The 13432-nt window shown below is 43.1% G+C and carries 11 protein-coding genes; all 11 read right to left on the bottom strand.

What is annotated here, in order from left to right; genetic code table 11:
• Positions 1-1952: 1952 nt before the first annotated feature.
• Positions 1953-2471 (bottom strand): metallophosphoesterase family protein, encoded by a 519-nt coding sequence (locus BLT18_RS05600; protein WP_091272001.1) that lies wholly within the window; start codon positions 2469-2471, stop codon positions 1953-1955.
• A 17-nt stretch (positions 2472-2488) separates the two neighbouring features.
• Positions 2489-3073 (bottom strand): XTP/dITP diphosphatase, encoded by a 585-nt coding sequence (locus BLT18_RS05595; protein ID WP_091272000.1) that lies wholly within the window; start codon positions 3071-3073, stop codon positions 2489-2491.
• Positions 3074-3075: 2 nt separating this feature from the next.
• Positions 3076-3840, bottom strand: a complete 765-nt coding sequence (rph, locus tag BLT18_RS05590) for a ribonuclease PH (RefSeq protein ID WP_091271998.1) — start codon at positions 3838-3840, stop codon at positions 3076-3078.
• Between the two features lie 412 nt (positions 3841-4252).
• Positions 4253-5368 (bottom strand): GerMN domain-containing protein, encoded by a 1116-nt coding sequence (locus BLT18_RS05585; protein ID WP_091271996.1) that lies wholly within the window; start codon positions 5366-5368, stop codon positions 4253-4255.
• An 89-nt stretch (positions 5369-5457) separates the two neighbouring features.
• Positions 5458-6264 carry a glutamate racemase gene (gene racE / locus BLT18_RS05580; RefSeq protein WP_091271995.1) on the bottom strand — a complete coding sequence of 269 codons (807 nt, stop codon included), beginning with the start codon at positions 6262-6264 and terminating at the stop codon, positions 5458-5460.
• Positions 6265-6809: 545 nt separating this feature from the next.
• Entirely contained in the window at positions 6810-8534 is a 1725-nt protein-coding gene (ptsP, locus tag BLT18_RS05575; RefSeq protein WP_091271993.1) for a phosphoenolpyruvate--protein phosphotransferase, read from the bottom strand.
• Positions 8534-8797: a phosphocarrier protein HPr gene (locus BLT18_RS05570; RefSeq protein WP_091271991.1), complete on the bottom strand. Its 264-nt coding sequence runs from the start codon at positions 8795-8797 to the stop codon at positions 8534-8536. Before BLT18_RS05570 ends, ptsP begins: the two co-directional genes overlap by 1 nt.
• Positions 8798-9222: 425 nt before the next feature.
• Positions 9223-9438: a helix-turn-helix domain-containing protein gene (locus BLT18_RS05565; protein ID WP_407639919.1), complete on the bottom strand. Its 216-nt coding sequence runs from the start codon at positions 9436-9438 to the stop codon at positions 9223-9225.
• 491 nt (positions 9439-9929) lie between these two features.
• The gene (sdhB, locus tag BLT18_RS05560) at positions 9930-10691 is read right to left on the bottom strand and encodes a succinate dehydrogenase iron-sulfur subunit (protein WP_091271988.1); all 762 of its coding nucleotides are present in this window, start codon (positions 10689-10691) and stop codon (positions 9930-9932) included.
• Positions 10688-12469 carry a succinate dehydrogenase flavoprotein subunit gene (gene sdhA, locus BLT18_RS05555; RefSeq protein ID WP_091271986.1) on the bottom strand — a complete coding sequence of 594 codons (1782 nt, stop codon included), beginning with the start codon at positions 12467-12469 and terminating at the stop codon, positions 10688-10690. Before sdhA ends, sdhB begins: the two co-directional genes overlap by 4 nt.
• Positions 12470-12483: 14 nt before the next feature.
• Entirely contained in the window at positions 12484-13113 is a 630-nt protein-coding gene (locus BLT18_RS05550; RefSeq protein WP_091271984.1) for a succinate dehydrogenase cytochrome b558 subunit, read from the bottom strand.
• Positions 13114-13432: the final 319 nt, after the last annotated feature.

The following is a 13432-nucleotide window of genomic DNA, read 5'->3' as shown; positions in this document are numbered from 1 at the left end:
GGTTACGGCTTTTGTGTTTCATTTTTCGCAAAAATGCGTGTGACAATGACTAATACTTACGTTTTCAGTAATGTGTATGATTGGATTCAAAAAAAAATCTTTTCACCCATTTCGATCAGGAAGTGACCTGACCGAAGGGGTGAAAAGATTTGCTTTCCACGGTACCACCCTTCTTCACGGCTGCACTAGCCGCCTCAGCGACAGAATAAAGCTCTGTCTATTTTGATAACGGGTGTAAAGGATATTGATTGCACCCGGCTTTTGCTAGTAGAGCGTCCGTTCACAAAAGCACTCGGAGGTGAGTTCATCCCTGGTGGCACCACCGCATCTCAGCTCACGCGGCTCTCTGTCGATACCTGAGCGCCAGAAATTACTTGTCCTCTTCATCGTAATTCTATCATAACAAATAATTATTTATTTTTCATGTTTTTTTGAGAATTCACCGAAGTTCTCATTCTTTGCAAATGTTCCCCCAGCGGCTGCTGCTTTTTGACAAAAAGCTCCCAATATATGCGGCGTCCTCACACCTGGTTTTCTGCCGCCTGCCAGTCAAACATATTTCGTCAGCCGTATACACATCACGGCGAAGAATGAAAAAGCTGTCTGCTGAATATTCAGCTGCATAACCTTCATCGCTAAGCATAAGTCCTGCACGAAAACCGGCAAGTTTTACTAATATATTATGAAGATAATTTAACGAAAAAATGTATTTGACGATTATAATACGCCGTTTGTTCTTTCTGGTCAACCACTTTTCAAAAATAATTAGACGATTCAAATTAACTGATTTCTATTGAATGCGTTTACAACTCTGTCAGAAAGGGTATTGTTTAATTTAAATATTTTTATGGATGTTTTAAAATATCCTTCCCTGTACAGGAAAATACTATGTAACATGGCGGAATTTACACGTTTACGCCAAAAACGTGCAAAAAGAGAAAGAAAAGTTAATATGTGCGTTAGCGGACCTTTTTATTTAACGAACATTATTAACCAACTTCAGGTTCAGCACAACACCATATCAACGTTACCTTCTCGGTTTCATATTGCCCCTCCCCCAACAAGTACCAGCGATTATCAACGACAGTTTTAAACGTCGCTTTGGCCTTCTTAAAACGGGGCTTACTTCCTTATGAACAAAAGATAAGAATACCGGCCCTAAAATAATAAATGCACACATTAACACATTAAATGGGCAGAAAAGTATTACATACACCTTTAAAAAAACGCTGCGGCATCATACCTGCCGATGGTTTTATGAATGGAAGAAACCAGCAATATAAAAAACAATCTTATCGCATTCAAGCAAACGGCGGGAGGATCTTTCGTTTGCTGGATTGCAGGAGACATGGAGAGTGAAGTTGATAATCCTGACAACTATTATTCAACCAACGAAAAAAGGACACCCCGACAGCATTCAGCTGCGGAACATCCTTTGGTTATGTAAGATATGGCGTCCCAGGAGAGATTCGAACTCCCGACCAACGGCTTAGCTTACCACTTTGGCTTTCGCCACCAACTGCAGTTGTTTGTGGTCTGGACTATATCTTCACCATTTCAGGTGCGACACGTATAGTCTCTACGGAACCTCACGATAATCGTTGCATCAATTATACTTTAGGATTTCTACCTTCAAGGAAAAGTGTCCTTGACCTTTCAAAACCCCTCAATCTCCTTAGCAGAGATCGTAAGTTTCCTCGGTGTTGCCATCAGCATCATCTGTTAAGGTTTCACCGATACAGTGTCGTTCACTCTATAGGTTCACCTTTCCCTATAGAGGCTCCTATTGTTGAAGGCCGTTGCTCTATCCTACTGAGCTACTGGGACAAATATTTTTGTCGTTTCAGCGACATTGTTTATAATAATACATTATTCCTTTGTCGTCAACCGTTTTTAAAATTTCTTTTTTTAAACTTAGCCGGCCCCTTTGTTCACCAGGCCGGCATGGTTCGTTATGACAGGGAAAATGTTTGCTCTAGTTCATGAATGCGCTGTCCGCTCTCTCGTTCAAAAAACCTGACTGTCGCTTGTCCACCTTTATCAAACTGTGCGATAGCATATGTTTGTTCCGGCCTATTTCTTGGCAAAAGCAAGCTGCCAGGGTTTACATAGACGACGCCATTTTCCGTGAAAGCTTCGGCAATGTGGCTGTGTCCAAAGCAGGCAAGCCTCGCCGCTTTTTCTTCTGCACGATAAGAAAGCGGAACACGGGTCATTTTTACGTTATACAAATGACCATGTGTTACATACACACGGATACCGTTTATATCTTCGGCGCGATCCTCTGCAAATGCCCCTGGCCTATCACAATTGCCTTCCACCACGTACACATCTTTTAACACCGGTGATGTCGCCGGAAGTTCCGAATCACCACAATGAATCATTGCATCTACCTCATGTACGTGTCTCTCAATCACTTCCGCTACTTCTTTTTCGGCACCATGACTGTCACTCATAATTAAGCATTGCATGTTACCTTTCTCCCTCTTTAAAAGATTGCATTCCACTGCTTCTGTAATTGTTTAAGCGCCTGAAAACGATGGCTGATTCGATTTTTTTCTTCTGGAGGAATCTCTGCCATTGTTGCATCTCTTTCTGGCAGATAAAAAATCGGATCGTATCCAAACCCGCTACCGCCTGCTTTTTCGAAGGCAATTCTTCCTTCGCACGTTCCGCGAAATGTGTATGTCTTTTCTGGTGCAGCAACGGCAATCACACATACAAACCGTGCTGTCCGCTTCCCAGCTGGAACACCTTTTAATTCATCTAACACTTTTGCTATGTTTTTGTCGTCATCTTTGTCCAGGCCTGCATACCGCGCTGAATAAATGCCGGGCCTTCCGTCTAAAGCGTCTATCTCCAAACCAGAATCATCCGCAATCGCTGGTGTCCCAAGTTCTTTCAAGACAGCTTCTGCTTTTAGCGAAGCATTTTCTTCAAACGTTTGACCTGTCTCCGCAATATCATTAAAAGAAATATCTAAAAGAGACTGAACGTGTATACCTGGCTCTAACATATCACGAAACTCTTTGATTTTTCCTGGATTTTTAGACGCAACCGTTATTGTCTGCATAGTTATGATTCCTTTTCCTCTGTTTTTTTGCCAATTTGTTCTGCTGCTTCACCTAGCACTGCTTTTTGCACAGCGAACAATTCCTGCAACCCTTTTTCACCAAGATCCAATAAACGCTGCAATTGTTCTCTTGAATAAGAAGCTTCTTCGCCAGTGCCTTGCAACTCAACAAATTGTCCGTTTCCTGTCATCACAATGTTCATATCGACATCTGCAGCGGCATCTTCTGTATAGCACAAGTCTAGCAACTCCTGCTGCTTGTGGTCAATGCCGACAGAAACGGCAGCCAGGTAATCCTTAATTGGAAGCGACTTGATTTTTTCTTGTTTTTTGTACTGCGCCAGTGCCATCGTCATAGCAACAAATGCACCGGTAATAGACGCTGTTCTCGTCCCCCCGTCTGCTTGAATGACATCACAGTCAATCCAAATTGTTCGTTCACCGATTTGGGTTAAGTCAACAACAGAACGCAATGACCGGCCGATGAGGCGTTGTATTTCCATTGTTCGTCCGCTGAGCTTCCCTTTTGCTGCTTCTCGAATGTTGCGTTGCTCTGTCGCTCTTGGCAGCATGGAATACTCTGCTGCAATCCAGCCCTTTTTGCTGCCGCGCATAAAGGGCGGAACTCTATCTTCAATTGAAGCGGTACAAATGACTTTCGTTTCTCCTACTGTGATTAACACCGATCCTTCCGGATGTTTTAAAAACTCTGTATCAATTGTTATTGGTCGTAATTCATTTGACGCTCTACCATCTGCTCGTGTCACAATTGTTGCCTCCCTTTCGATATTTGCCACTGAAACGAGTGTAGCACAAGGTAACGTTCATTGCTAAAACCTGCCGCACATCTTTTTTCCTCTCTTCCATACCTGAGCGCTTCAATTCTTTTTTGACAGTAAAAAGAAGGCAGCAGCGCCGCCTTAATGAAAATTATATTTACTGTATTTGAAAACAGTAACTACCAAGACTTTACACCATGACTCCCCGCAAAGAACGAGTCGTGGAAATACATACTTTCCTGGCCTAATGACTGCTGCGTTTTTTACTGTCTTTCATCTGTGTTCCAGCTTGCCGAATCTATAAATGAAATGTCTATATGCATCTCCGCTGTCAACTCGACACGCATCGTTATTTATAGTACTCACAACCGCTGCACGCCTTTAGACAATGAACTTCCTTTTACGACTCCACAGCATTAATAGAAGCCGGCCTGCTGAGTGGTTCATTTACTGGCTCACCAGATACTTGAATAACCTCGTCCACTCCTTCTACGTTCAACTCAACTGTTTCCACACCTTCTATTTCTGTTGCTGACAACGTAATCGCATGCAGTGCTTCTTCGGAAATCGCTGTTCCCTCTTGTTCCGTTAGAATAGCTTCATTAAAAAACACAGAGGCTGTTTCCCCGCCTAAGGCTGTTTCTTCTTGAAGCTCTGCTCCGTCCCGTATCACTCCATGTAAGGATGAGTAACTCGAAGACGGACCTTTCATTAACTCTTCCATCACCACTTGCAGCTCTTCTGACTTATCAAAGTTTTCTACTCGGCGGGTAACAGGAACATAATACGTACTGTCTCCCGTTTGAGAGAGAAAATAGACGGTCACACTGCCGCTGTTTGTCATATCCGCTACGTCCCCATTATCTAAATTAATTCCATTTTCTCTGCTGAAAGCTTCTCCGATTGGGGTATTTTCGACAGGCATGGTATCTTGGTCATACCCGTTAATTTGAAACTTTACTTGGTCTACATTATCAAATTGGGTAAGTGTCCATGTCACTGCTTGTAAAACAGCTTGTTCATTGTTCGGGTCATAATCTCTGAATTCAGGTGAAAAATCAGCAACTGCTGTTCCATCTTCTGTTAAATGTACGTCCACTTCAGTTCCTGGCGGCAGCACCGCTTGAAATCCATTTGGAATCATTGTAGAAATCGGGCCGTCTTGCACGAGGTATTCAAGTGACTGCCGCAGCGCACCCTCTTCAGCTGGAAGTTCAAACGTGTGCGGCACAACCATTCCGTCTTCACTAATTAAATACAATTCGCGCTCTGCCACTGTTTGTGAACCATCTTCTGTATTCTCCGCTTGCTCCTTCTCACTCTCAGCTGGTTCTTCAGCTGATTCGTCTTGCTCTTCAGCCATATCTCCAAACTCTTCCCACTGCACGTCCTCCGATAGTTCTTCTGGTGGTTCATCCATGTCAGTGGACACCTCATTATTGCCAAAACCGCAACCTTGCAGTACGAAGGGTACGATCAGAAATGCCGCTGCAGCCATCAACCATTTACCTTTCATCTTGATTCCCTCCCAGAGCAGTTTGTACTATTATTTATACGAGCCTGGGCAGGAAATAGACCAGCGATTATATGAAAAACATCTTGTATTCACTGAACAGCCGCTAAATGGATAGACTGTACGTTGTTTGTCCGTGTGTCGAGCCAGCGGTTGGCAATTCGCTGGAACCTCTCAGCAGAGCCTGTCGTGCAAAAGGTGTGGTGCGGCTTGTGATGATTAGTCGTAAGCATTCCCTTATAATGAAGAATCGTACTTACCTCACGAGCAGTTTCATCGCCGGAGGATATAAGTGCAATATCGTCTCCGACCGCTGTTTGAATAACATCATAAAGCAGCGGATAATGTGTGCAGCCCAAAATAAGTGTATCAAACGGCTTCGACCAAAGCGGCCGCAGCGTCTGTTGAACGATCGCCAAAGCTTCTTCCCCTTCACAAATGCCTTGTTCTACTAAAGGAACGAACGGCGGGCAAGCTAAACTATCCACCGTTACGTTTTCATTAATCGTATGCAGTGCTTTAACATAGGCACCACTTGCAATCGTTCCTTCTGTACCTATGACCGCTATATGATTGTTGGTGGTCACTTTTAATGCTGTAATCGCACCAGGTTGAACAACGCCGACTACCGGAATAGACAATTCTTGCTGCACTTCCTCCAGTACAACCGCTGTTGCTGTATTACAGGCAATAACCAGCATTTTTATATTTTCTTCTAGTAAATGATGGATCATTTCCCACGTGAAACTTTTCACTTCTTCAACCGGCCGCGGCCCATACGGACAGCGCGCAGTATCTCCGATATAAATCATTTCTTCTTTTGGGAGCTGACGAGCGATTTCTCTTGCTACGGTTAAACCTCCAACTCCCGAGTCAATAATGCCAATTGGTTGATTCACAGAGTGTCCCTCAATTTCCTTTAAATTTCTTGATGTTTCTTTTGTAACCTATGTTTTTATTTGAATAAAATATCCATCACCCCATGCTGTTCCTGCTTCATGTTCAAGCAGGCGCTGGATATATATCATGTATTTTCTCCTTTTTTCTGCCGCAATGCAAGACTCCTGTGCACAGAGCGGCAAAAAGTACTATTAGCAGTGTATGACAGCACTTTCTTTTCCGCTACCACCTACCATGATTTAGGCAGTTTTTCTTATGAATACCTATGTCAAAAAGCAAACACACTTGACGGTCGAAGCGGTTGAATGAAGGTAACAGCAGTTCTGCAAGAACTCCCATCTAAGAGGCTGAGGGACAAGCCGTGCTTTTCTCATCTGCAGCCTACAGATAAAACGCCTGCGGCAAGCAATCCTAAAGAGCTGTCCAACCAGAAAGAGAGAGGATAACCACAATGAACTTTATCGAGCCAAGTCTATATTTTCCTATCCGTGCAAGAAAAACCTCTGTCCGCTAAGGTTTACGTCACGGACAGAGGCTGTGCTTTTTAAGATACAATAAAGCCTTTATCTTTTACTAACTGAGCTACTTCATCTGCTGTAGACAGTTGAACAGCTTCTTTTGCAAGCTGCTCCGTTTCTTGTTTGGAAAGCTGTCGAAGCTGGCTTCGCGCTGGTAATACAGATGTGGCACTCATGCTGAATTCATCTAATCCAAGACCAGTCAAAAGCGGCACCGCCGTCTGCTCACCAGCCATTTCTCCACACATGCCAGCCCATTTTCCTTCTTTATGAGCTGCATCAATAACATTTTTCACTAACCGAAGAATGGCTGGGTGATACGGTTGATAAAGATGAGCCACTTTCTCGCTCATACGGTCAGCTGCAAGTGTATATTGAATTAAGTCATTGGTGCCGATACTAAAGAAATCTACTTCTTTGGCAAAAATATCTGCAGCCACAGCTGTAGCAGGTATTTCGACCATAATACCAACCTCAACGTTGTCAGAAACGTCTTTGCCTTCTTTGACAAGCTCTTCTTTGACATTCTGTAAAATGGCTTTCGCTTCTCTTACTTCTTCAACCGTGGCAACCATTGGGAACATAATCTTCAACGTACCGAATGCACTGGCGCGTAATAGAGCGCGAAGCTGGGTCCGGAACATGTCCGTTTCTTCAAGACAAAGACGGAGCGCACGGAAGCCGAGAAACGGATTCATTTCTTTTGGCAAATCCAAGTACGGCAGGTCCTTGTCACCGCCAATATCTAACGTGCGTATGACAACTGGTTTTCCATCCATTTGCTCTAACACACTTTTATAAGCTTTAAACTGTTCTTCTTCAGATGGAAGTTCGCTTCTTCCCATATATAGAAACTCCGTGCGATAAAGGCCGATCCCTTCTGCACCATTTGCAAGCACACCTTCCATATCATCCGGGGTACCGATATTAGCTGCGAGCTCTACTTGATGACTGTCCATTGTTACTGATGGCTCATTAACAAGCTTGGCCCACTCTTCTTTTTGGCGAAGGTATGCATCTAATTTTTCTCTATATGTTTCGAGTTCGCCTTCTTCTGGATTAATTAATACTTTCCCATCCATTCCATCCACAACCACCATATCTCCTGTCGAAACAGAAGATGTAGCTGATTTTGTTCCGACAACGGCTGGAATTTCCATTGACCGCGCCATAATAGCGGAGTGGGAAGTACGTCCGCCAATATCTGTGGCAAAACCAAGTACATAGTCCAAATTTAATTGTGCTGTATCCGAAGGTGTTAAATCCTCCGCAATCACAACAGTCTCTTCCTGAATTTCCGCTAAAGAAGTGTTTGTCACACCTAACAGATGGGAAAGAACACGCTCGGAAACATCTCGTATATCTGCCGCACGTTCTTTCATGTACTCATTATCCATGCCTTCAAACATTGAAACATACATATCAGCAAGCTCTTTTAAGGCAAATTCAGCGTTTACATGTTCATCTTTGATTTTTGTGGTGACACCATTGATAATTTCAGGGTCTTCTAGCACAAGTAAATGGGCGGCAAAAATCTCTGCTTTGTCTTCTCCCATTTCTTTCAGCGTTTTTTCTTTAATTTGCTCAAGTTCTGCTTTTGCTGTCCCAACGGCTTCTTGAAATCGTTGTGTTTCCTCATCTGCTGCTTTCACTGATTTCTTTTCCACCGTCAAGTCCGGCTGTTCCAAGACAAATGCTTTTGCAATCGCTATCCCCTTCGAAGCAGCAATTCCTTGTAATGTATGTGTCATTACTCTCCAAGCCCTTCTTTTACTACTTCATCCACCGCTTTCATTGCTTCTTCTTCGTCGGGACCTTCTGCTTTAATCGTTACTTCTGCACCTTTACCAACACCAAGTGACATAACACCCATAATGGATTTAAGGTTAACCGATTTTCCGTTATGTTCTAATGTAATATCAGAAGAAAATTGGCCTGCTTTATTAACCAATTGTGTCGCCGGACGTGCGTGAATGCCTGTATCGTTTGTGATGGTAAATGTCTTCTCTTGCATGAATCTTACCCCTTTTCTTTTTTTATTTATTATTTTAAAAACTGGTTATAGTGCATACGCCAAGATAAGCTGGTTAGTCTTACGTTACCACTTTCCCCTTTGTTTTAACCTTAAAAGGCCATTTATAAGGACAATTTTTTTCATTCACAGGTCCTTGCGCCGTGCACAAAAAAAGCATGAGTAAATGTGAAGAAAATACACCCATCCCATGGAAAGGCTGTTTCTTTCTGCATCTACTCATGCCTGATCGTGTCAGTAACACGTAAATGTTCCTATTATTTTCTTTACAGGTAAAACATGCGGCGTATGTAATGACGTTTGTATTTTAACACCAACGTGTTTTTCATACAAGAGTTTTTGCTTGTTCTTTTTGAAACGCTTTTACAGAAAAAGCCGGCCTTCGAGAAAGGAAAGCCGGTACGTTACTAAATCTTTAGTTCTCCCATTCTGATCAGCTCAATGACAGCTTGAGAACGCCCCTTTACTCCCAGTTTTTGCATCGTGTTTGAAATATGGTTGCGAACTGTTTTTTCGCTAATAAATAACTGGGCAGCTATTTCTTTTGTTGTTTTATCTTGCACTAACAATTCAAAGACTTCCCGTTCTCTTTTTGTTAAAAGAGTACGGCGGCCTCTGTCCATCTCCCTCAATGGCTTCACCCTTTCTTGACAAGGCTGTTCCCCGTCCTTTACCTTTCGGCGAAAGGGTCGGAGTATGGAAAGAATATAGTCAGCATATTTTATGCGGATATAAGACAGTCTGTTACGGGCATCTGTTGCCATATAAGGGATTTTTTAAGAAAACTTCGCGTGTGGACAAGTTTGTACAGTGTAAGGCGTCATTGTTCTAATAAACCGTAAACGTACAACAGACGGCTTTTTTGGGTCTCATCGAGCGAGCAGCTGCTGTTTTCGAGGTACTTACGCTGTTGATTGTGAACCCTTTCAAAACAGCAAAATCTTTCCGAAACATAAGCCATTATCTGCATTTTAGGTTTTCATTATATGCCAGGCTGCTCTTACATGCCGCCAAGATGCACATCGATCTGCACTCTTCTTTAACCGCCGCCTCCAAAATATTTCCTAACGCACAAAAACCTGCCCCGCTTAAGCAGGGCAGGTTCGAAAACACATTACATTTTGTCGCTTCCAAAGAAGTTTTTAAATGATTGCAACGCCGTGTCACGGTTAAGTGCTGCAATGGAAGTTGTAAGTGGAATCCCTTTTGGACAGGACTGCACACAGTTTTGGGAGTTACCACAATTGGCAAGGCCTCCATCTCCCATAATAGTCTCTAAACGTTCTGCTTTATTCATCTCACCGGTTGGATGAGAATTAAACAGACGTACTTGAGACAATGGGGCCGGACCAATAAAATCTGAATTATCATTGACGTTTGGACATGCTTCTAAACAAACACCGCACGTCATACACTTGGACAATTCATATGCCCACTGTCTCTTATTTTCAGCCATGCGCGGCCCTGGACCGAGATCATACGTTCCATCAATCGGAATCCACGCTTTTACGCGCTTCAATGAATCAAACATTCTGCTGCGGTCTACCATTAAATCACGAACAACAGGGAATGTTTTCATCGGCTCAAGACGGATTGGCTGTTCTAATTGGTCAACCAGCGCTGTACATGATTGACGCGGCTTACCGTTGATTACCATCGAACAAGCACCGCACACTTCTTCCAAACAGTTCATATCCCAAATAACCGGTGTTGTCTCTTTTCCTTCCGCATTTACAGGGTTACGGCGAATCTCCATAAGTGCAGAGATAATATTCATGTTTGGCCGATGCTCAAGTTCAAACTCTTCGACATACGAATTGTTCTCTGGACCTTCTTGGCGTGTAATAATTAAACGGACTTTTTTTTGTTCACTCATTGGTTACCAGCTCCTTGCTTGGACCCTTGTTTGCTCTGGGAGTAGTCACGTTTACGCGGTTTAATCAATGATACGTCCACGTCTTCGTATTCAAAGTCAGGGCCTTGTTTTGCAGGGTTATACTTCGCTTTGGTTGTCTTCAAGAACTCTTCGTCATTACGTTCAGGAAATTCTGGCTTATAGTGGGCACCGCGGCTTTCATTACGGTTATAAGCCCCTAGTGTAACAACACGCGCCAGGTTGAGCATTCCTTTTAATTGACGTGTGAAAGAAGCAGCCTGGTTACTCCATCTGGCAGTGTCAGTCATATTAATGTTTTCCCAGCGCTCCAGCAGCTCTTGAATTTTTTCGTCTGTTTGCAGCAGCTTATCGTTTTCACGTACAACTGTTACATTGTCTGTCATCCACTCACCAAGCTCTTTGTGAAGAACGTAAGCATTTTCTTGGCCGTCCATTTTCATGATTTTGTCAAAGTTCTCTTCTTCTTTTTTCTTTTCATTTTCAAACAAGGAAGAAGAAAGGTCTTCAGACGATTTATCTAAACCGTTAATATATTCAACTGCATTTGGACCTGCAACCATGCCGCCATAAATAGCAGACAACAAGGAATTTGCACCTAATCTGTTTGCACCATGCTGTGAATAGTCACATTCACCGGCTGCAAACAAGCCAGGGATGTTAGTCATTTGATCATAATCAATCCACATACCGCCCATGGAGTAGTGAACAGCCGGGAAAATCTTCATCGGTACTTTACGAGGGTCATCCCCCATAAACTTCTCATAGATTTCCATAATGCCGCCAAGTTTAACATCCAATTCCTTAGGATCTTTATGAGACAAGTCCAAATACACCATGTTTTCGCCATTGATACCAAGTTTCTGCTCCACGCACACATCAAAGATTTCACGTGTTGCAATGTCACGAGGTACAAGGTTTCCATAAGCTGGATATTTTTCTTCAAGGAAATACCACGGCTTGCCGTCCTTGTACGTCCAAACACGTCCGCCTTCACCACGTGCAGATTCACTCATAAGACGCAGCTTGTCATCACCAGGGATTGCAGTCGGATGGATTTGAATAAACTCACCATTTGCATAATATACACCTTGCTCATAAAGCTTTGATGCTGCAAAACCAGTGTTGATAACGGAGTTTGTTGATTTACCAAAGATAATTCCTGGTCCGCCTGTAGCCGCGATTACTGCATCTGCACGAAAGCTTTCCACTTCCATCGAACGGAGGTTCTGAGCAGTAATACCGCGGCAGCGTCCTTCCTCATCTAAAATAGCGGAAGTGAACTCCCAGCCTTCATACTTATTAACAAGTCCAGCCACTTCGTAACGACGTACTTGCTCATCCAATGCATAAAGCAGCTGCTGGCCAGTAGTAGCACCTGCAAATGCTGTGCGGTGGTGCTGTGTCCCGCCGAAACGACGGAAATCCAACAGTCCCTCAGGTGTACGGTTGAACATAACACCCATACGGTCCATCAAGTGGATAATACCTGGTGCTGCCTCTGTCATTGCTTTAACAGGGGGCTGGTTGGCAAGAAAGTCACCGCCATATACCGTATCATCAAAGTGTTCCCACGGGGAGTCACCTTCCCCTTTCGTGTTAACCGCTCCATTTATACCGCCTTGGGCACAAACAGAGTGAGACCGTTTCACCGGCACAACAGAGAAAAGGTCTACTTGCGTGCCTGCTTCTGCTGCTTTTATCGTCGCCATTAGTCCGGCAAGACCTCCACCGACTACGACAATTTTACCATTGCTCATGTTCGACCCACTCCTTAAATATTAGCTAAATCAGGATTAATGAAAGCTAGCAATGCTCCCATGCCTACGATAGAAAGTGCTATAAAAAGAACAACCGTTGCATATGTGGCAATTTGCTGTGAACGCGGGGTGACCGTAATGCCCCAGGACACAAGGAAAGACCAAAGTCCATTTGAAAAGTGGAATGTCGCTGACAACACACCAACAATGTAGAAAACAAGCATAAAGTTACTGCTTAGTATATCTGCCATCATATCATAATTTACTTCGGCACCCATAGCAGCTTGCACACGTGTTTCCCAAACATGCCACGCAATAAAAATAATTAAAAATACCCCTGTTATTCTTTGTAACAAAAACATCCGGTTACGAAAATGTCCAAACCGTTTTGTGTTGCTTTTTCCTTGAAACACAATGTACAACCCATAAATAGCGTGAAACAAAATAGGAAGATAAATAACAAAAACTTCCAGGAAAATTCGATATGGCAAACTTTCCATAAAATGAGCAGCAGCATTAAAAGACTCTGCTCCGCGTGTTGCAAAGTAATTGACCGTTAAATGCTGAATGAGAAAGATTCCAATAGGAATGACTCCCAAAAGGGAATGAAGCCTGCGATTCATAAATTCACGGTTTTCAGCCATGCTAATGTTCCTCCTAATCTTTTTTTCCTAATTTCCAGCAATCTACTGCCCTTTGTTCATTTTTCGATGAAACAACCTCCCGTTTTTTCCAAAGGTCCTTTATAAAGGCTTCCGGTAAAAATCCACCAAAAGAAAAACAGCTGTTCCCTGTAGGCAGCAACAGACTGTTTTTCTTTCAACGACCTAATTATGTATCGAAGACGCCCGTCACCTTTGGAGTTCATTTCTAGTGCTTGTCCTTAGAGGACAAAAATATGAATAAAAGAAAAGAGAACGAGACTGATTAGTCTGACGAATCAGCACACTTCTCCTTTCTTTT

The sequence above is a fragment of the Alteribacillus persepolensis genome (genome assembly GCF_900099605.1).
In the GTDB taxonomy this organism is placed as follows: domain Bacteria; phylum Bacillota; class Bacilli; order Bacillales; family Marinococcaceae; genus Alteribacillus; species Alteribacillus persepolensis.
The sequence above is the reverse complement of the archived record's forward strand: the minus strand, read 5'-3'. Positions and strand labels throughout refer to the sequence as shown.